Raw genomic sequence first — 20437 nt, 5'->3', positions numbered from 1 at the left:
CCGCGTGCGGTTTCACGTGGCCACGACGACGTGTCAGGAGACTCCGTGCCCAAGTTTTTCGAGAAGTTGCTGCGTGCAGGCGAGGGCAAGACCCTGCGCCGTCTGGAGGTCATCGCGCAGCAGGTGAATGCCCTCGAAGAGGACTTCAAGGGGTTGACCGACGCTGAGCTCCGCGAGGAGACCGACAAGTTCCGCGCCCGCCTCAAGGACGGCGAGACGCTCGACCAGCTGCTTCCGGAGGCCTTCGCGGCGGTGCGGGAGGCCTCGGTCCGCACCATCGGCAAGCGCCATTTCGACGTGCAGCTGATGGGTGGGGCGGCACTGCACCAGGGCAACGTGGCCGAGATGAAGACCGGTGAGGGAAAGACCCTCGTAGCCACCCTCCCGTCCTACCTGAACGCCCTGACCGGCGAGGGCGTCCACGTGGTCACCGTCAACGACTACCTGGCCGAGTACCAGGCCGAGCTCATGGGCCGTGTGCACCGGACCCTCGGTCTCGAGGTCGGGGTCATCCTCTCGAAGATGACCCCGGACGAGCGGCGTGCGGAGTACGCCAAGGACATCACCTACGGCACGAACAACGAGTTCGGCTTCGACTACCTGCGCGACAACATGGCGTGGGCCACCAAGGACCTCGTCCAGCGCGGCCACCACTTTGCCATCGTCGACGAGGTCGACTCGATCCTCATCGACGAAGCCCGCACCCCGCTGATCATCTCCGGGCCGGCCGGCGGGTCAGCCCGCTGGTACACCGAGTTCGCGACGATGGTCCAGCGCCTCACGCGCGGGACGGACGGCACGGGCGACTACGAGGTCGACGAGAAGAAGCGGACCGTCGGCGTGCTGGAGTCTGGCATCGAGAAGGTCGAGGACTACCTCGGCATCGACAACCTCTATGAGAGCGCCAACACCCCCCTGATCGGCTACCTGAACAATGCGATCAAGGCGAAGGAGCTGTTCAAGCGGGACAAGGACTACGTCAACGTCGATGGTCAGATCATGATCGTCGACGAGCACACCGGTCGCATGCTGGCCGGGCGTCGTTACAACGAGGGTATGCACCAGGCGATCGAGGCCAAGGAGGGGGTCGAGATCAAGAACGAGAACCAGACCCTGGCCACGGTGACCCTGCAGAACTACTTCCGCATGTACGACAAGCTCTCCGGCATGACCGGCACGGCCCAGACCGAAGCCGCTGAGTTGCACCAGATCTACGGGGTCGGCGTCGTCTCGATCCCGACGAACCGGCCGATGATCCGCAAGGACCAGTCCGACCTCATCTACCGCACCGAGAAGGCAAAGTTCGACGCCGTGGTGGAGGACATCGCTGGACGCCACGAGAAGGGCCAGCCGGTCCTGGTCGGCACCACCTCGGTGGAGAAGTCCGAACTGCTGTCCGAGCAGCTCCGACGGCGCGGTATCCCGCACGAGGTGCTCAACGCCAAGCAGCACGCCCGTGAAGCCTCCATCGTCGCCGAGGCCGGTCGCAAGGGAGCGGTCACCGTGGCCACCAACATGGCTGGCCGAGGCACCGACATCATGCTCGGCGGCAACCCGGAGTTCCGGGCCGTCGCCTACCTCAAGCGTCAGGGTCTGGACCCCGAGGAGACGCCGGAGGAGTACGAAGCGGCCTGGGACGAGACGCTGAAGGCTGCCGAGGACGCGGTCCAGTCGGAGTACCAGGAGGTCCACGACCTCGGAGGCCTGTATGTCCTGGGCACCGAGCGACACGAGTCACGTCGTATCGACAACCAGTTGCGCGGACGCTCCGGCCGTCAGGGCGACCCCGGCGAGAGCCGGTTCTACCTGTCGCTGGAGGACGACCTGATGCGGATGTTCAACGCCGCCATCGTCGATCGGGTCATGCAGACGACCGGCATGGACGACAGTGTGCCGATCGAGTCCAAGGTGGTCAGCCGGTCGATCCAGAGCGCTCAGGCTCAGGTCGAGGCGCAGCACTTCGAGACCCGCAAGAACGTGCTCAAGTACGACGACGTGATGAACCGCCAGCGCGTCGTGATCTATGACGAGCGGCGTCGGGTCCTGGAGGGGCAGGACATGGAGGACCAGATTCGCGACTTCGTCAACGAGGTGGTGGACGACTACGCCCAGTCGCTGGTCGGAGACGAGGTTGAGAAGGAGGGTCGGGGCCTGGAGCAGGTGCTGACGGACCTCCGGAATGTCTACCCGGTGAGCCTGGACGCCGAGGAGCTCGTGCAGATGGCGGGGGGCATCGGCGGTCTGACCCCCGACCTGCTGGCCGAGCAGCTGACCTCCGACGCCCAGCACGCCTACGACGAGAAGGAGGCGCTGGTCGGGCCCGAGCAGATGCGAGATGTCGAGCGTCGTGTGGTGATGCAGGTGCTGGACCGCAAGTGGCGCGAGCACCTCTATGAGATGGACTACCTCAAGGAAGGCATCGGGCTGCGTTCGATGGCCCAGCGTGAGCCCATCGTGGAGTACCAGCGCGAGGGCTACCAGCTCTTCCAGGCCATGATGGAGGCCATCAAGGAGGACGCGGTCAGCTCGCTTTTCCGCCTCGAGGTCAAGAAGCCCGAGTCGCAGGAGGCGGACGCCTCCGGCGGGCTAAGCGTCCCTGCTGCCTTGGCCGGACTGGTCGATGCCAAGCCGACTCCCGCCGCGGCCCTGACCTACAGTGCACCCTCGGAGGACGGGTCCGTGGAGCAACGGAGGGTCTCCGCGGACGGCGCGACGATGACCCGCGCGGAGACCAAGAAGGGGCAGTCCGGCAACCGCGCCGAGCGCCGCAAGGCCCGCAAGGGCAGGTGATCGGCTGAGCCGATCAGCCGGTCAGCCGATCAGCCAGCCGATCAGCCGGTCAGCCGATCAGCCAGCCGATCAGCCGGTCAGCCGATCAGCCAGCCGATCAGCCGGTCAGCCGATCTCGAGTGCGGTGATCAGCCAGCGGCCGTCGACGCCGCTCATCCGCAGGGCCAGTGCCCGCACGCGGGAGCGGTAGCCGATGACCGCAGCGACCTCGGCGACGCCGTCGACCGGCTCGCACACCCGCATGGCTCGCACGACCAGCGCCCCACCCGGGCGCTGGTTGCGCTGGCGGGCCTGGATGCCGCAGCGCATGATGCGGTCGCGGATGGCGGGATCGACCCAGCGGTTCAACTGGTTGCTCGGTCGCAGGCCGTCCATGGCCTCGATGATCGCGGTGATCAACCGACGTGCCCAGACCTCCGGGTCCGGGAGGTCCCGGCGCCCCGTCGACTGCGGGCCGAAGAGTTGGTCGTGACCCTCCCGCCGGAAGTCCACTGCAAGGGCGCCCTGGATGAAGCGGGGGTCGGGCGCCGTCTGGACGTGACCGTGGGGGATCGGCGGCGGCTCGTTGTCGGGGATGGGCAGGACCGTCAGGTGACCGGGGCGTGTGCCTTCCCGGCCCGGTCGGGGCGCTGAGCACACCGCTGGCTGCGCGCTCACGGGGTCACCTCGGCAGGGTCCGGGGGGACCAGGTGCGTCCCGGGCAGGATGTGGTCCGGATCGTCGCCGATCGTCGCGCGGTTGGCGGCATACCACCTGGGCCAGGCCGCGGCGACAGCCCCGGCGTCCGCGTCGTCACCGAGGTGGCGCGCCGCGATGTCCCACAGCGTGTCACCGGCCCGCACCACGACCGAGTCGGGCTGTGCGCCACCTCGGCTGACCAGGGTGATCGCCGACGGATCGGGTGAGGCTGGTGGTGTCGTGGGGCGCCAGCCCGGCTCAGGCGCACGGGGTGCGGGATCAGGTGCCGGTGCGGGCGCGCCCCCCGGCTGGCCGGACCCGACGGTCTGCCCGTGGGAGGGGTCGGACGGCTGCACGTGGCCGAACTCGACCCTCGGCCCGTGGGAGGAGTCGGACGGCTGCGCGTGGGCGGACCCCACCGGGAGCGCCGTTGCCGCAACCGCGATCAGGACGGCGGACACCCTCGGGGCGAGCCGTGGTGCCAGGTGAGCCGCCCCGGATCGCAGTGGTGCTGTGGAGCGCCCGGGGAGACTCGCGACCGCACCGACGAGCAGGAGCGCGGCCAACCAGCCGGCAACCAGCCCCGCGCCGGCGACGGCGATCGTCTCGAGACCGTGACTGACCACCAGGGGGTCGTCGAGGAGCCCGGTCTCCCACTGCCGTCGCAGGTGGCGCCCACAGGCCAGAGCCAGCACCGACAGGGTCGCGGCGGCGGCCACCCCCAGGACTGCGGCGCCCAGGCCGACCGCCGCCTCAGACATGGGTGGGCGAACCCCTCGCCCCGTGCCGAGTCGCTGTGTGTCCATGGCCCCTCCACAGTCCGTGATGCGTTCACTTGCGTTCAGTTGCGTGTGTTCTCGACCATTAGAGCGCATCGACCCGACGTGGGGCAAGGGGTGGATCGTCCTGTGGATGAGGGCACCGCCGGGCGCGGGTCGGGCACAATCGGGCTCATGCCCTGGAGCGATCTCTTCGACGACCTTGAGGCCCAACTGGCTGCGCAGGAGGCGGCAGAGCTGCAGGGGGAGGTGGCCGAGCACACCCGCGCGAGCCTGGGCCGGGTGCGTCTGACCGAGCGCCTCATCGCCGACACCGGAGCAATGATCCGCCTGGGCCTGCGCGGCGGTGTCACGGTCGAGGGCACGATCGATGAGGTGGCGCAGGACTGGCTGCTCATCCGAGAGGGCGACGCGCAGCATGGGCGCGAGGCATTCGTGGTCCTGGCGAGCCTGCTGACGGTGCAGGGCCTCTCGGGTCGGTCAGACCCGGGCCGGCGCAGCCGCGTGCAGCGGTCGCTCGATCTCCGTCACGCCCTGCGGGCGCTGAGCCGCGACCGGGCGCTGGTGCGGGTCCGAGACGTCGAAGGTGGCGGGAGCGTGGGCACCATCGACCGGGTCGGAGCCGACCACCTGGACCTCAGCACCCACCCGGACGACCTCCCGCGGCGCAACCGGGACGTCCACTCCGTGGTGACCATCCCCTACGCGTCGCTAGTCTGTGTCGTCCGCAGCTGACCCGGACTCGTCGCTCGACCCGCCCGTGCTGCTCGTGGACCCGTCCACCTCGTCGGTCAGACGGGCGATGGTCTCCCGGGTCTCGGCATACATCCGCTCGATGTAGTCCTCGAGCATGCTGACCTCGACCCGCCAGATGCCGCGTCCTCCGATCTTGACAGCGGGCAGCGACCCGCTGCGCACCAGGGCCTTGGTCTGGGCCATGGTGATGTTGAGGGTCTCGGCGACGTCGGCCAGGGTCAGGAACCGCTTCTCCAACGGGGAACTCCTACGGTGTCCGGGACGCCGGGTGGCGAACCTTGACGGGGATTTTACTTCTCGCGGGTGGTCCGGCGGACGGGCCTGTGGACAAGATGTTCGCGGCCCGGCGGGACCGCTACCGTGGGGCCGCCGCAGCACGCAGCGACCGACGGTCGATGGCGACCGCCGACCGACAGCCACCCGAGGGGGACATCATCAGCAGCACAATCACGCGGGAGGAGCGGACGACGGCGCCACGAGCCCGACGGTTGCGGGCTCCGGGCTGGCGCGACACCCGACTGCTGGTCGGGCTGCTCCTCGTGATGCTCTCGGTCGCGGGTGGTGTCCGGCTCGCCTCATCCCTGGACGAGACCACCCCCGTGTATGCCGCGGCACGGGAGATCCTGCCGGGTCAGGAGGTCGAGGCGCAGGACCTGGTCCCGGTGCGGGTCCGGATGGATGCGCCGATGGCGCACTACCTGGACGGCACCCAACCACTGGCCCCGGGCACCGTCGCGCTACGGCAGGTCGCCGAGGGTGAGCTGGTGCCCGCCGGCTCGCTGGGCACGGCCAGCCAGGCCCGCGACAAGACGGTGACCGTCCCCATCGACCCGGCAGCGGCGCAGACCTTCACGGTCGGCACCGTCGTCGACATGTGGGTCAGCCGCCGGGATCCCGACCAGGTCGGGACCGCCTACCTGGATCCCGAGCTGCTGTTGAGCCGGGCGGTGGTCGCCGCGACCCCGACGAGCTCCAACGGCCTCGGGATGGGGATCGGCCGCGCCGCGGTGCAGGTCGTGGTCCCGGCCGACCGGGTCGGCGCGGTGATCTCCAGCGTCGACCAGGGGGCCAAGCTCACCCTGGTGCCCTCGCCCGGTGGGGCGGGATCGACCTCGTGAGTCTGCCGCTGCTCACCGCGGTCACCCCGCAGTACGAAGCCGGGCTGACCACCAAGCTCGGCACGAGCGGTGCGGTCCACGTGGTGCGACGCTGCCCCGACCTTGCCGAGCTGCTCGGAGCGGTGGCGGCCGGGATCGGGCGCGTCGCCGTGGTCTCGGCCGACCTGCGCGGGCTCGACGGTGCAGCGATCCGCGAGCTCCTCGACCACGGAGTGCTCGTGCTCGGCGTGCACCGACCGGGGGACGAGGCGGGGGAACGGATGCTGCGCCGGTGGGGCGTCGCCGTCGTGGTGCCCGCAGACGCGGACCAGCCCACGCTCGACGCGGCACTCGCTGAGCTGACCAGCAGGCAGGACCCGACGACGGCCCCGTCGGCATCGGCTGACAAGCCCGGGCCTGGGGCCGAAGAGACTGCTGACGCAGACGGCTCCGTGGGACACCGTGGCGCACACGCAACGGTCGATCCCGAGGAGTCCGGTGACGCGGTGTCCGTCCCTCCTGACAGGGGCAGGGTCGTCGTGGTCTGGGGGCCTGTGGGGTCACCGGGTCGCACGACCGTGGCCGTGAACGTCGCGGCCGAGCTGGCTGAGGTCGACACGCCCGTGATCCTGGCTGACCTGGACACCTACGGTGCGTCCGTGGCCCAGGTCCTGGCGGTGCTCGACGAGGCCCCCGGGGTGGCGGCGGCGGCGCGGGCCGCGGACCAGGGCAACCTCGATCGTGCGACCCTCCTGCGTCTGGCACCGGAGGTCACCCCGGGATTGCGGGTCCTGACCGGCATGCCGCGACCGGACCGCTGGACCGAGCTGCGCGAGCACGCCGTCCAGGACATCCTGGCCGAGTGTTCCGCCCTGGTGCCGGTGACCGTCGTGGACGTCGGGTTCTGTCTGGAGTCGGACGAGGAGCTGAGCTTCGACACCACAGCCCCGCGACGCAACGGTGCGGCGCTGGCCGCGCTGGAGGCCGCCGACGATGTGCTCGTGGTGGGTTCCGCGGACCCGGTCGCGCTGCAGCGCCTGGTCAGGGGCCTGGACCAGCTGCGCGAGGTGACCGAGGCTCCCCTGACGGTTGCGGTCAACAGGGTCCGGCCCGGTGCCGTGGGCAAGGACCCGGGGAGCAGGGTCCGCGGGGCGCTGCGCCGGTTCGCCGGCCTCGACGACGTCGTCCTCGTCACGGAGGACCAGGCTTCGGTGGACGCGGCAGTACTCGAGGGACGCACCCTGCGGGAGGCGCGTCCCGGGAGCGCGGCACGCACCGGCATCCGGGAACTGGCGGGCCGGGTGGGCGGTCGCACGCTGGCCCCGCCACGTGGTCGAGGGCGCACGCGGCGGGCCACCGCCCGGGTCTGACACGATGGGGGCGTGCTAGATCGTCTGACGCCGGTGGACTCCTCGTTCCTCTACCTCGAGGGTCCGGTCACGGCCATGCACGTCGGTTCGGTGCTGGTGTTCGATACCCCGGAGGAGGGCTTCGACTACGAGACCCTGCTGGACCTCGTGTCCAACCGGATGGCCTACGTGCACCGCTACCGGCAGCGGGTGCGCCAGGTGCCCGCCGGGCTGGGGGGTCCGGTGTGGGTCGACGACGCTGACTTCGACCTGACCTATCACGTGCGCCGGTCCGGGCTGCCCCGGCCGGGCACCATGGAGCAGCTCTCGGAGTTCGTCGCCCGCATCCAGTCCAGGTTGCTCGATCGTGAGCGCCCGCTCTGGGAGGTCTACCTCGTCGAGGGGCTGCAGGACGACCGGTTCGCCATCGTGACCAAGACCCACCAGGCGATGGTGGACGGTGTCCACGGGCTGGACATGGGCCAGGTCATCCTCGACGCCTCCCCGACGGACGTGGCCCCCATCGTGCAGACGTGGACACCGGCACCCGAGCCCAGCGACGTCGAGCTGCTCACCCGTTCGGCGATCAGCACGGTCACCTCCCCGCGTCGGCTCTGGGACGGGGTCCGGGGCGGCTTCACCGACCTGCGGCACACCGGCGCGAAGGTGGCCGAGGTCGGCCGTCAGGCCGGCACCGCCCTGGTCCGCACGGCCGCCAGTCCCGCACCGCACACCCCCCTCAACGCGCTCGTCGGCTCGGCCCGCCGGGTCCGCCTGATCGACCTCGACCTGGAGGACTTCCGGGCGGTGCGCCGCCGCAAGTTCGGGGCGGGGGACCTCGGCCACGTCACGGTCAACGACGTGGTGCTGGCCACGCTCACGGGGGCGCTGCGCGAGTGGTTGATGACCCGGGGCGAGCCGATCAGCGCGGCGAGCACGCTGCGCGCCATGGTGCCGTTGTCGGTCGAGGACGCCGCGGGTGACTCCCACGTCGGCGGACCGGTCGTGGCGGCGTTCGTCGACCTGCCCATCGGCGAGCCGAGTCCGGCCATGCGCCTGCAGCAGGTGAGCTTCCGGATGGTCAAGCAGCTCAGCGACGGTCGGGCGATCGGCGCCGCGGGGCTGGCCGGGCTCGCCGGCTTTGCTGCGCCCACGCTCCACTCCATGGCGGCCCGGGCCGCGAGCGCGATGTCCCGTCGCATGTTCAACCTCGTGATCAGCAACGTCCCGGGCCCCCAGGAGGCGAGGTATGCCGGCCCCGCACGCCTGATCGCGAGCTACCCGGTGATCCCCCTGGCCCAGGGCCAGGCTCTCGCGGTCGGTCTGACGTCCTACGACGGTCAGGTCCACCTCGGCCTCAACGCCGACCGGGACGCCATGACCGACCTGGAAGTGCTCGCCGAGTGCATCGACTCGGCGCTCGCGGAGCTGGTCGCCGGTGACGACTGAGACAGGAGAGACGATGGCCCCCATCCCCCCACAGGTCCGCTGCTACCTCCCCCTCACCGCCGACCTGGCGCAGACCCTGCACGAGACCGGGAGTATGCCGGGTGACCTGGTCGCGTTCGTCGTCACCGAGTCGGTGCGCCGGTCCGACCCCTCCGGTGACGAGGAGTCGTGGGAGTACGCCGCGCTCCAGGACGCAGCGGCCTACTGCCTGCAGGAGGGGCAGCCGGTGCTCGTGGCGGCCGCTGACGTCGCCCGCGATACCATCGATGACAGTGGCCCGACCGGTTCGCGGGTCCTGCTCCGCGGATCCGTCACCCTCCCGAGGATCGCCTCCCTGCACGCCGGTGACGACCTAGTGGGTGAGGTGTCGTCCGTCTCGGACGATGAGCACGTGATCGAGCTCTCCTGGTACGACGCCACCGAGCTTGCCGACGTGCGGGCGTTGCTGTGACCATGACGACCGGGCTCAATGCCGAGACCACCCCAACGACTGGAGGAACAGACCGATGGATGCCGTGACGAGTGTTCCCGAGCCGATCAACGAGCCGGTGCGGGACTACGCACCCGGCAGCCCCGAGAGGGCCGAGCTGGAGGTAGCCATCGCCGAGATGGCCAACACCCCTGTCGACCTGCCCCACGTCATCGGTGGCCAGCGGGTGACCGGCGGCGGCGAGGAGATCGAGGTCGTCCAGCCCCACGCCCACGCCGAGGTCCTCGGGACGCTGCGCAACGCCCAGGCGGCTGATGCGGAGGCGGCGATCAACGCGGCGCGCGAGGCCGCGCCGGGCTGGGCCGCGATGGACTTCGACGACCGGGCCGCGATCCTGCTGCGGGCGGCCGAGCTGCTCTCCGGCCCCTGGCGCGCACGACTGAACGCGGCGACCATGCTGGGGCAGTCGAAGACTCCCTACCAGGCCGAGATCGACTCTGCCTGCGAGCTGATCGACTTCTGGCGGTTCAATGCCTACTTCGGTCGGCAGATCCTTGCCGACCAGCCGATACGAAACGCCACCGGTGTGTGGAACCGCACCGACCAGCGCCCGCTCGAGGGCTTCGTCTACGCGGTCACCCCCTTCAACTTCACCGCCATCTCCGGCAACCTGCCTACCGCACCGGCCCTGATGGGCAACACCGTCGTGTGGAAGCCGGCGACCACCCAGCAGCGGGCCGCCTCGGTCGTGATGGAGATCCTGCAGGAGGCGGGCCTGCCCGACGGGGTCATCAACATGGTCACCGGGCACGGCATCGAGGTGTCCGACGTCGCCCTCGAGCACCCGGACCTCGCGGGCATTCACTTCACCGGGTCGACCCGGGTCTTCCAGCTGCTCTGGAGCAAGATCGGCGCCAACATCGCTGACTACCGCTCCTACCCGCGGATCGTGGGCGAGACCGGCGGCAAGGACTTCATCGTCGCCCACCCGTCGGCCGATCCGGACGTGCTGCGGACCGCCATGGTGCGCGGTGCCTTCGAGTTCCAGGGACAGAAGTGCTCGGCAGCCTCCCGCGCCTACGTCCCGGCCTCGTTGTGGAGCCAGATCCGCGACGACCTGGCCTCGATCACCGACGCACTGCCGGTCGGTGACGTCCGCGACTTCAGCAACTTCATGGGCGCGGTGATCGACGACCGGGCCTTCGCCAAGCACAAGGACGTCCTGGACCGCGCCAAGGCCGACGACGCGGTCACGGTCGTGGCGGGCGGCACGTACGACGACTCGATCGGATACTTCGTGCGCCCGACCGTCCTGGAGGTGACCGACCCGACCCACGACTCGTTCACGACCGAGTACTTCGGGCCGATCCTGGCCGTGCACGTCTACCCGGACGACCAGTTCGAGCAGACGCTCACCCAGATGGAGTCGGTGGCCCACTACGCGCTGACCGGCGCGATCATCGCCCGCGACCGGGCAGCCATCGCCCTGGCCACGGAGAAGCTGCGGTTCGCAGCGGGCAACTTCTACATCAACGACAAGCCCACCGGCGCCGTCGTGGGACAGCAGCCGTTCGGCGGTGCGCGGGCCTCCGGCACCAACGACAAGGCGGGCTCCCTGCAGAACCTGCTGCGGTGGACCAGCGCCCGGTCTATCAAGGAGACCTTCGTGGCGCCGACCGAGTGGCGCTATCCGCACATGGGCTGAGAGGGAGTCAGGCCGGGTTCTCCTCGAACCACTCGCTGGAGAGCCGGCCCTCCAGCCGGAGCGCCTTGGCCAGCACCGGGGCCACGGCGGCCTCGACCTTGCTCCCGAGGAACGGGACGTTGGCCCTGAGCTCGCCCTCGACCGTGTGCTGCGTCCCGCCAGCCTCGGTGGCCTCGAGCACGACGCTGCCGGACATGCTGACAGGCGTCCGCGGGATCTCTAGGTGGAGCGAGGCGGAGTAGCCGCCGTCCTCGTCAGGGGTCATGCCCCACACGGTGGTCTCGATGACGTCCACGGAGTCCCCGACGAACTTCCGGGCGAAGTCAGGGAAACCGTCAGTGGGTAGCCGACGGCGGGTCACGATCGTGCGTGCGTCCTCCTCGACCTCGATCGCGACCTCGTGCTCGATAGCGCCGCTGCGCGAGCACTTCAGCTCCTGGTAGTCGGGGGAGCAGATCATCTCGAACACCTGTTGCGGCGACGCCGCGTGCTCGACGGTCTCGTGGATCCTCATGGGGTCACTTTAGGGTGCTGCGGCGTCCAACAGCGCCCCGGCCCGGACCAGGCTCCGCCGCAGCCGTTGCTGGGCCGCTGGTGGATGGACGCGAGCGTCGCTCGCGTCCTGGGTCAACCGCTGCAGGCCGTCCGCGATCGTGGTCAGGCACGAGGCCACGACGCCCGCGAGCCGCTGGTCCTCCACCTCGGTCAGCAGGGCAGCCGCGCGGTGGCAGCGGGCGGCGAGCGCAGAACAGGCGACCGGGTCGAGCTGGGCGGTCGGTGCGGTGGAGCCAGGTGCGACCCCGGCGCCGGGCGGGTGGGGGCGGGAGAGTGTGGACCTGCCCAGACTGACGTCGACCACGGCGTCCACGACGCGGTCGAGGATCGCCCGCAGCGCGTCCTCGGTCACGGGGTCACCCACGGGGACCTCGCAGGCACTGAGCTCCTCGGCCAGGCCGAGCAGCGGCAGCGATGAGGGGTTCCCGGACATGTCGCACACCCTACGGTCGAGCGGGGACACTCGGCCGGGGTTGTCCACCACCGCCCGACCTGCCGGTCACCGTGGCGAGCGATAGGCTCGGGGCGGCGCACGACCGGGTGCGCCGCCGTGGCACGTCTACAGGAGAACGCCTGATCATGTCGTCCGACGACACCCTGCTCGACCGGTTCTACCGGCACGCTTCCCACACGGACCTGCTGGAGCGCGGACCGGACGTCCGTGAGGCCATCGCAGGGCAGGTCGCGGAGCTGTCGAGCCGGCGCGAACCCGGCACCACCCAGGTCCGGGTGCTCAATCCCTCGCGCGCCCAGGAAGGCTGGACCTCACGGCATACTGTCGTGCAGGTCGTCACCGACAACATGCCGTTCCTGGTCGACTCGGTCCTGGGCGAGCTGAGCACCCGCGGACTGTCCGTGCACCTGCTCCTGCACCCGCAGATCGTGGTGCGCGGCTCCGCCGAGACCCACGAGGTCGTCGACGTCGACACCAGTGAGGCCGGCCACGACGACCGGGTCGAGTCCTGGATCCACGTGGAGATCGACCGGATCCCCCAGGAGTCCTCGCGTGAGGCGCTCCAGTCCCGGCTCCTCGAGGTGCTCGAGGACGTGCGCCGGGCCTGCTCAGACTGGCGGGCGATGCGCAAGCAGGCGCGCGACCTGATCTTCGAGCTCGAGGAGGGGGTGCCGGACACGGTCGACCAGGACTCGGTGGGACCGACGATCGAGTTCCTCACCTGGCTGGAGGACAACCACTTCACCTTCCTCGGCTACCGCGAGTACGAACTCGTCCAGGAGGACGGCAGCGACGCGCTGCGCTCCAAGCCCGGGACCGGCCTGGGTCTGCTGCGCGTGCCGGAGGGCCAGGCGCCGTCGGTCAGCCGCCTGCGTCCCGAGGCCGCTGCCACGGCCCGCGAGCCCCGGCTCCTGACGATCACCAAGGCCAACTCGCGGGCGACCGTGCACCGGCCGGTCTACCTCGACTACATCGGTGTCCGGAAGTTCGATGCCGACGGCGCCGTGATCGGTGAGCGGCGCTTCCTCGGCCTGTTCACCCAGAGTGCCTATGCGGAGTCGGTCACCCGGTTGCCGGTGATCGGGGAGAAGGTGCGCACCATCCTGGCGCGCAGCGGCTACGCCCCCGACAGCCACTCCGGCAAGGACCTCATGGGGGTGCTGGAGAACTACCCCCGCGACGAGCTCTTCCAGGCGGACACGGACTGGCTGGCGGACAGCGCCAACGAGGTGCTGCACCTGCAGGAGCGGCGGGGCTCGCGGTTGCTCGCGCGCAAGGACGAGTTCGGGCGCTTCGTCTCCATCCTGGTGTTCATGCCCAGGGACCGGTTCAACACGGCGGTGCGGGTGCGGATCGAACAGATCCTCCGTGAGGCCTACGGGGCAGAGACGGTTGACTACACCACACGCGTCGGGGAGGCAGCGCTGGCGCAGGTCCACTACGTGCTGCGGATGCAGCCGGGGGGGAACATCCCGGACGTGGACACCACTGCGCTGGAGGAGCGGGTCCAGGACGCGATGCGCACCTGGCAGGAGAAGCTCACCGACGTCATCCAGGAGCACGAGGAGGACGAGACGGTCGGTGACACCGCCGCGAGTTTCTCGGCGGCGTTCCCCGAGGGGTACAAGGAGGACTTCGAGCCGGCGACGGGCTACACCGACCTGGCGCGCATCCGCTCCGTCGTCTCCGACCCGAAGCGCAACATGCGGCTGCGCCTCTATGCCGAGGAGGGTGCACCCGAGGGGGAGCGCCGGCTCAAGCTCTACCGCCAGGAGGCGATGACGCTCACCGAGGCGATGCCGATCTTCAGCCACCTCGGCGTGGAGGTGACCGACGAGCGGCCCTACGTCGTCGGGGAGGACGCCGACGACATCGCCATGCGGATCTACGACTTCGGTCTGCGTGCCAAGGACCCCACGGTCTGGGAGGGCAACGACCTGCGCTCCGAGGAGGAGGTCGCCGCCGAGTTCGAGGAAGCCTTCGCCGTCGCGTGGAGCCGTCAGGGTGAGAGCGACAGCCTCAACGCGCTCGTGCTCGGTGCGGACCTGTCCTGGCGCGACGTCGTCATCCTGCGGACCCTGGTCCGGTATGTCCGCCAGGTGGGGTCCTTCAGCCTGGAGTACCTCGAGTCGGCGCTGGTCGCCAACCCGCACATCGCCCGGCTCGTGGTGGACCTGTTCGCCGCGCGCTTCGATCCCTCGACCGGCGCCGGGAACGACCAGCGTGATGAGGCCGCGGCCACGGTGATCGGGCAGATCCACGAGGCACTGAACGACGTGGCCAGCCTGGACCAGGACCGGATCATCCGGCAGCTGATCTCGGTCGTGGAGGGCACGCTGCGGACCAACTTCTACCAGTTGGACGAGGATGGGCGAGCCAAGCCGCACGTCTCGCTCAAGCTCAGCCCACGCGACATCGAGGGGCTGCCCGAGCCTCGGCCGGCCTATGAGATCTGGGTCTATGCGCCCCGCATCGAGGGTGTGCACCTGCGCTTCGGTCCTGTCGCCCGCGGCGGACTGCGGTGGAGCGACCGTCGGGAGGACTTCCGCACCGAGGTGCTGGGCCTGGTCAAGGCGCAGATGGTCAAGAACGCTGTGATCGTGCCGACCGGTTCCAAGGGCGGCTTCGTGGCCAAGCAGCTGCCGCCGCCCAGTGACCGGGACGCCTGGCTCAACGAGGGCATCGGGTGCTATCGGATCTTCATCAAGGGTCTGCTGGACGTCACCGACAACCGGGTGGGCGGGGAGATCGTGCCCCCGGAGAACGTGGTCCGGCGCGACGGCGACGACAGCTACCTGGTCGTGGCCGCGGACAAGGGCACCGCCAAGTTCAGCGACATCGCCAACAGCGTCTCGCGTGAGTACGGCTTCTGGCTGGACGACGCCTTCGCCTCGGGTGGGTCGGCCGGCTACGACCACAAGGGCATGGGCATCACGGCCCGCGGCGCCTGGGAGTCGGTGAAGCGGCACTTCCGCGAGCTCGGCCATGACACGCAGTCCGAGGACTTCACGGCCGTCGGCATCGGTGACATGAGCGGCGACGTCTTCGGCAACGGCATGCTGTTGTCCGAGCACATCCGGCTGGTCGGCGCGTTCGACCACCGGCACGTGTTCCTCGACCCCGACCCGGACGCGGCGACCTCCTTCGCGGAGCGGCAGCGGCTGTTCGACCTGGCCGGCTCCAGCTGGGCCGACTACGACGAGTCGCTCATCAGCGAGGGCGGCGGTGTCTATCCGAGGTCTGCCAAGTCCATCGACATCACACCCCAGGTGCGCGAGGTCCTCGGCCTCGACGAGGGCACGACGAAGATGACGCCCAACGAGCTGCTCACCGCGGTGCTCAAGGCCCCGGTCGACCTGCTGTGGAACGGCGGCATCGGCACCTACGTGAAGTCCGCTCAGGAGTCGGACAGCGACATCGGTGACCGTGCCAACGACGCGATCCGCATCAACGGTGGTGACCTGCGGGTCAAGGTGGTCGGCGAGGGCGGCAACCTGGGCTTCAGCCAGCGCGGTCGCATCGAGGCCGCCCGGGCCGGGATCCACATCAACACCGACGCGATCGACAACTCGGCCGGTGTCGACACCTCCGACCACGAGGTCAACATCAAGATCGCGCTGGCCCCGGTCGTCGCCGACGGCGAGATGTCCCTCGAACAGCGCGACGAGCTGCTGGCCTCGATGACCGACGACGTGGCCCACCGGGTCCTGCGGACCAACTACGAGCAGAACGTCCTGATCGGCAACTCGCGTGACCAGGGCGGGGTCATGGCACCCGTGCACCGCAGGCTCATGGACCACCTCTCCGCGCAGGCCGGGCTGGACCGGGAGCTGGAGTTCCTGCCGGACGACCGTGCGATGCACGAGCACGAGGAGAACGGCACCGGACTGACCTCCCCGGAGTTCTCCGTGCTGGTCGCCTACTCCAAGCTGAACCTGAAGGAGGAGCTCGGCGAGTCCGACCTGCCCGACTCCCCGTACTTCGAGCACGCACTGCGGGGCTACTTCCCAGAACCCCTCCAGGAAAGGCTGGGTGACCGTCTCGGCGATCACCCCCTGCGTCGGCAGATCATCGTCAACGACCTGGCCAACGCGATGGTCAACCGGGGTGGGGTCACCTTCGCCTTCCGGTGCGTCGAGGAGACCGGGGCGACGATGCCCCAGATCGCCCGCGCCTTCGTGGTGTGCCGGGAGGTCTTCGACATGGCCGGCTTCATGGAGCGGGTCGAGGCACTGGACAACGTGGTGCCTACCCAGCTGCAGACCAAGCTCTACCTCGAGTTCCGGCGCCTGATGGACCGCAGCGTCCGGTGGTTCCTCAACAACCAGTCGCTGACCGGGGAGATGGACCGCGAGATCGAACGGTTCACCGGCCCGGTGAGCACCCTGCGTCCGTTGCTGGCCCAGTTCCTCCAGGCAGAGGAGCGGGAGCGTTTCGAGCAGCAGGCGCAGGAGGCCCGCAGTGGCGGGGTTCCCGAAGACCTGGCGATCACCTACGCGGGTCTGCTGGACTCCTTCTCCGTCCTCGACATCGTCGAGCTGGCCCAGGAGACCGACCGCCCACTCGAGGAGACCGCGGCCCTCTACTTCGGGGTGTCCGAACGCTTCCGGATCGACACGCTGCTCAACCGTGTGGCCGAGCTGCCCCGGCACGACCGCTGGGACTCCCTGGCCCGGGGCGCGATGCGCGACGACCTCTACGGCGTGCTCAAGGCGCTGACGCGCACGGTCCTCGGCAGCACCGCGGACTCAGGTGCCGACGAACGCGCGCAGCTCGAGCAGTGGGCCGAGAGCAACGCCGAGGCGATCACCCGCGTGAGCCAGGTGCTGAACAACGTCAACCGGCTGGAGACCCCGGGTATGGGGCCGTTGTCCGTGGCGCTGCGTGCGCTGCGCGGCCTGGTGCGCCAGGGCGCGAGCAACTGACCCACGCGCTGGCGCGTTAGTCTGCGGAGGTGCCGACCCTGCGCGACGTCATCGGCCGGGCATCCCTGTCCCGGGCGGATGCCGACTGGCTGCGGCGACTCGTGGGCGACTGGCAGATGGTGGCGGACCTGTCCTTCTCGGACCTGACGCTGTGGGTGCCCACGGCCGACGGTGAGGACGGCTGGGTGCTCGTGGCCCACGCTCGGCCCACCACCGGGCCCAACTTCTACAACGACGACGTGGTCGGGTTGACCGCCGAGACAGAGCGTCGTGAGGTGCTGGAGCACGTGCTGCGCACGATCCGCTCTGTCGACCCACCGGAGATGGAGTCGATCCGGGAGCAGTATGTCCCCGTGGTCCGGGCCCGTCGTGCGGTCGGCGTCCTGGTCCGGCACACTGACCTGCACAGTATGCGTCAGCAGGGTGGCCTCGAGGTCAACTACCTGCAACTGGCCCAGGCGTTGCTGCGGATGGTGGGCCAGGGGAGCTTCCCCAGCGAGCTGGCGCCGACGGGGATCGGTCGCGGCACCCCGCGCGTGGGGGACGGGGTGCTGCGGCTCGACGGGGAGGGACACATCGACTACGCCAGCCCCAACGCGATCTCGGCGCTGCGCCGGCTGGGCTACACCGACCAGGTGACCGGCACAGATCTCTCGGAGATCGTGACCAGCCGCCTGCCGACGGGCGCCACGCTCGATGAGACCATGCCCCTGGTGCTGACCGGTCGAGCACCGTGGGGCACGGAGATCGAGACAACACGGATCAACCTGACGATGCGCGCCGTCCCGTTGCTCGACGGTGGCACGCGCTACGGCGCCATGCTGCTGGTGCGGGACGTCAGCGAGCTGCGTCGGCGCGAGCGGGAGCTGCTCACCAAGGACGCCACCATCCGGGAGATCCACCACCGGGTCAAGAACAACCTGCAGACGGTCTCGGCGCTGCTGCGGCTGCAGTCCCGCCGGCTCGACGACCCGGGTGCCAAGCAGGCGCTGCAGGAGGCGGGACGACGGGTCTCCACGGTCGCCCTCGTGCACGACACACTCAGCCACGGCTTCGACGAGACCGTGCTGTTCGACGAGATCGCAGTGCGGATCGCCCGCGCCACCGTGGAGGTGGCGTCACAGGGGAGCGCGCGGGTCAGCGCAGGGCACCGGGGGTCGTTCGGACGCGTGCGCGCCGAGGACGCCACACCCCTGGCGATGATCCTCGCCGAGCTGGTGCACAACGCGGTGGAGCACGCCTTCGACACCAGCCGCCCCACGGTGGACGGTGAGCCGGTCGGCTCGGTCGTGATCGAGGCTCAGCGGGGTTCGGCCACCGGGGCAGAGGCCGATGACGACACTGGGGACCTGCTGACGGTGACCGTGACCGATGACGGGAGCGGTCTGCCCGAGGACCATCAGCCCGGCACCGGGCTGGGAATGCAGATCGTCCAGGCCCTCATCAGCGATCTGCGCGGGGAGATCACCTGGGAAACGCGGGAGCCGCACGGAACCGTCGTGCGGTTCGTCGTGCGGCTCCGGGGGCTGTCAGCCGAGGCGTGACAGGCGTCTGCGATGTGTTAGCCCGCTCGGCGGGCGCGTGCCTTGCGGCGCTTCAGCGCCCGGCGCTCGTCCTCGGAGAGACCGCCCCAGACCCCTGCGTCCTGGCCGGTCTCAAGCGCCCACTTCAGGCAGGTGTCCATCACTGGGCAGCGTCGGCAGACGGCCTTGGCCTCCTCGATCTGCTGCAGGGCGGGACCCGTGTTGCCGATCGGAAAGAACAGCTCCGGGTCCTCGTCCAGGCAGGCAGCGCGACTGCGCCAATCCATCTATGTGCTCCTCGTTCATTCCCCCGGGTTCGCGCCTCGCGAAGGGCCCGGGTGTGGTGCGGGTGACCCAACTTCGCGTCGCCCGATGTCTGGTGTAGCGTGATTGTCGGCGCTAGTCCATCATCGGGCTTGCCGCTCACACGCATCAGGGCACTACGTTGTGCACTGCTCATTCGTGTTGCGCCAGCGGGGCCGCTGAGCACAGCGTTCCTATCCTCACAGGTAGTTGAACCGCACACAAGAGATAACGCCGAGAAACCTCTCCGAAACACTGAGGGATGGGTCACATGGCCCGAGAGGCAAGCAGGCCGCGTTCTAGGCTGGGCAGCGACACCCCTGGGTGTCCACCATCCGTGCCGCCGCACGGTGGTGTCCCCGACCACGTGGAGGACCCCTCATGACCCTTGCTCTCGTCAATGCCCACGTCGTGCCCGTCGAGGGTGAATCCTTCGACGGGACGGTGCTCGTGGAGGACGGCCGGATCACCGCACTCGGCGCGGACGTCGCGCTGCCGGACGGTGCGGAGGTCGTGGACGCCGCGGGCCAGTGGGTCCTGCCGGGACTGATCGACGCCCACGTGCACCTCGGCGTGTGGGAGGAGGGTGAGGGCTGGGCCGGCCAGGACACCAACGAGATGACCGACCCGGTGATGGCGGCCGCCCGGGCGCTCGACGGGATCAACCCGCGCGAGCAGGGCTTCGACGACGCCCTCGGGGGCGGCATCACCTCGGTCAACGTCAACCCGGGCTCGGGCAACCCGATCGGCGGCCTCACCGTCGCGCTGAAGACCTACGGCCGCTATGTCGACGAGATGGTGCTGCGTAGCCCCTCCGGCCTCAAGGCGGCGCTGGGCGAGAACCCCAAGCGCGTCTACGGCGACCAGAAAAAGACGCCGTCCACCCGCCTCGGCGTGGCGCTGATCCTGCGCAAGGCCTTCACCGAGGCCCGCAACTACGCCGAGAAGTCGAGCAAGGCCACCAAGGACGGGGAGTATGCCGAGGGTCACCTGGTCAACCAGGCTCTCGTTCAGGTCCTCAACCGGGAGATCCCGTGGCGGCAGCACTGCCACCGCGCCGACGACATCGCCACCGCGATCCGGATCGCCGAGGAGTTCGGCTACCAGCTGGTCCTCGACCACGGGACCGAGAGCTACCTGATCGCCGACCTGGTGGCAGCGAAGGGCGTGCCGGTGCTTTACGGCCCCCTCATCGTCAGCCGCTCCAAGGTGGAGGTGCGCGAGCGCACTCCCTCGGCCCCCGGCATACTGGACAGGGCCGGCGTGCAGGTCTCGATCATCACCGACCACCCGGTCGTCCCGATCGAGCACCTGATCACCCAGGTGGCGCTCGCGGTGAAGGAAGGCATGGACCGCGATGCCGCGCTGCGCTCGGTGACGATCAACCCGGCCACCGTCATGGGCGTCGCCGACCGGGTCGGCTCGCTCGCGGTCGGGAAGGACGCCGACCTGGTGCTCTGGTCCGGGGACCCGCTCGACCTGCAGTCCCGTGCCCTGCGCGTCTGGATCGACGGCCGCGAGGTCTACACCTATGACGAGCAGGAGCGCAGGGGCGTCGTGCTGCCCCGCTGAGACACGACGGGGTGCGCAGAGGCTGATCACCTCAGGCAGCTCGCGGTCGCGGATCGTCCGCAACCACCACTA

General features: G+C 69.8%; 16 protein-coding genes. 10 read left to right on the top strand and 6 right to left on the bottom strand.

Features of this window, described 5'->3' with window-relative positions:
- Positions 1–45: 45 nt before the first annotated feature.
- Entirely contained in the window at positions 46–2790 is a 2745-nt protein-coding gene (gene secA / locus MWU75_RS04490) for a preprotein translocase subunit SecA (RefSeq protein WP_247088488.1), read from the top strand.
- A gap of 105 nt (positions 2791–2895) precedes the next feature.
- On the opposite strand, the gene MWU75_RS04485 is transcribed toward secA, so the two are convergent.
- Both MWU75_RS04485 and MWU75_RS04480 read right to left on the bottom strand, forming a co-directional pair.
- Positions 2896–3447, bottom strand: coding sequence for an Rv3235 family protein (locus tag MWU75_RS04485; RefSeq protein ID WP_247088487.1), 552 nt, complete (start codon positions 3445–3447; stop codon positions 2896–2898).
- The gene (locus MWU75_RS04480) at positions 3444–4229 is read right to left on the bottom strand and encodes a LysM domain-containing protein (protein WP_247088485.1); all 786 of its coding nucleotides are present in this window, start codon (positions 4227–4229) and stop codon (positions 3444–3446) included. Before MWU75_RS04480 ends, MWU75_RS04485 begins: the two co-directional genes overlap by 4 nt.
- A gap of 192 nt (positions 4230–4421) precedes the next feature.
- Here MWU75_RS04480 and MWU75_RS04475 point away from each other — a divergent pair, with 192 nt between their 5' ends.
- Positions 4422–4982, top strand: a complete 561-nt coding sequence (locus tag MWU75_RS04475) for a hypothetical protein (RefSeq protein ID WP_247088483.1) — start codon at positions 4422–4424, stop codon at positions 4980–4982.
- Here the strand turns inward: MWU75_RS04475 and MWU75_RS04470 are convergent.
- The gene (locus MWU75_RS04470) at positions 4959–5240 is read right to left on the bottom strand and encodes a helix-turn-helix domain-containing protein (protein WP_247088482.1); all 282 of its coding nucleotides are present in this window, start codon (positions 5238–5240) and stop codon (positions 4959–4961) included. The two genes, MWU75_RS04475 and MWU75_RS04470, sit on opposite strands and share 24 nt — an antisense overlap.
- An 86-nt stretch (positions 5241–5326) precedes the next feature.
- On the opposite strand from MWU75_RS04470, the gene MWU75_RS04465 reads away from it, so the two are divergent.
- From MWU75_RS04465 to pruA, 5 genes are read left to right on the top strand one after another with little or no spacing between them, the layout of a single operon-like run.
- A complete protein-coding gene (locus tag MWU75_RS04465; RefSeq protein WP_247088480.1) occupies positions 5327–6121 on the top strand; it encodes an SAF domain-containing protein in 795 nt (264 codons plus the stop codon).
- Entirely contained in the window at positions 6118–7470 is a 1353-nt protein-coding gene (locus tag MWU75_RS04460) for a hypothetical protein (protein ID WP_247088478.1), read from the top strand. The genes MWU75_RS04465 and MWU75_RS04460 overlap by 4 nt, the downstream gene beginning before the upstream one ends.
- A gap of 12 nt (positions 7471–7482) precedes the next feature.
- The gene (locus MWU75_RS04455) at positions 7483–8898 is read left to right on the top strand and encodes a wax ester/triacylglycerol synthase family O-acyltransferase (RefSeq protein WP_247088476.1); all 1416 of its coding nucleotides are present in this window, start codon (positions 7483–7485) and stop codon (positions 8896–8898) included.
- A gap of 13 nt (positions 8899–8911) precedes the next feature.
- On the top strand, positions 8912–9349 hold the full coding sequence (locus tag MWU75_RS04450; protein ID WP_247088474.1) for a hypothetical protein: 438 nt from the start codon (positions 8912–8914) through the stop codon (positions 9347–9349).
- Between the two features lie 55 nt (positions 9350–9404).
- Entirely contained in the window at positions 9405–11033 is a 1629-nt protein-coding gene (gene pruA, locus MWU75_RS04445; RefSeq protein WP_247088472.1) for an L-glutamate gamma-semialdehyde dehydrogenase, read from the top strand.
- A 7-nt stretch (positions 11034–11040) separates the two neighbouring features.
- On the opposite strand, the gene MWU75_RS04440 is transcribed toward pruA, so the two are convergent.
- Both MWU75_RS04440 and MWU75_RS04435 read right to left on the bottom strand, forming a co-directional pair.
- The gene (locus MWU75_RS04440; protein ID WP_247088470.1) at positions 11041–11547 is read right to left on the bottom strand and encodes a DUF2505 domain-containing protein; all 507 of its coding nucleotides are present in this window, start codon (positions 11545–11547) and stop codon (positions 11041–11043) included.
- A 9-nt stretch (positions 11548–11556) separates the two neighbouring features.
- Complete coding sequence (locus MWU75_RS04435) at positions 11557–12021, bottom strand: hypothetical protein (protein ID WP_247088468.1); 465 nt, start codon at positions 12019–12021, stop codon at positions 11557–11559.
- A 146-nt stretch (positions 12022–12167) separates the two neighbouring features.
- On the opposite strand from MWU75_RS04435, the gene MWU75_RS04430 reads away from it, so the two are divergent.
- Both MWU75_RS04430 and MWU75_RS04425 read left to right on the top strand, forming a co-directional pair.
- Complete coding sequence (locus MWU75_RS04430) at positions 12168–16967, top strand: NAD-glutamate dehydrogenase (RefSeq protein ID WP_247088467.1); 4800 nt, start codon at positions 12168–12170, stop codon at positions 16965–16967.
- A 29-nt stretch (positions 16968–16996) separates the two neighbouring features.
- Positions 16997–18511, top strand: coding sequence for a sensor histidine kinase (locus MWU75_RS04425; protein WP_247088465.1), 1515 nt, complete (start codon positions 16997–16999; stop codon positions 18509–18511).
- Positions 18512–18528: 17 nt separating this feature from the next.
- On the opposite strand, the gene MWU75_RS04420 is transcribed toward MWU75_RS04425, so the two are convergent.
- Positions 18529–18777, bottom strand: a complete 249-nt coding sequence (locus tag MWU75_RS04420) for a WhiB family transcriptional regulator (RefSeq protein WP_247088463.1) — start codon at positions 18775–18777, stop codon at positions 18529–18531.
- 397 nt (positions 18778–19174) lie between these two features.
- Here MWU75_RS04420 and MWU75_RS04415 point away from each other — a divergent pair, with 397 nt between their 5' ends.
- Positions 19175–20365, top strand: coding sequence for an amidohydrolase (locus MWU75_RS04415; protein WP_247088461.1), 1191 nt, complete (start codon positions 19175–19177; stop codon positions 20363–20365).
- The last annotated feature ends 72 nt before the right edge of the window (positions 20366–20437 follow it).

The organism is Ornithinimicrobium sp. F0845 (genome assembly GCF_023015765.1).
In the GTDB taxonomy this organism is placed as follows: domain Bacteria; phylum Actinomycetota; class Actinomycetes; order Actinomycetales; family Dermatophilaceae; genus Ornithinicoccus.
The sequence above is the reverse complement of the archived record's forward strand: the minus strand, read 5'-3'. Positions and strand labels throughout refer to the sequence as shown.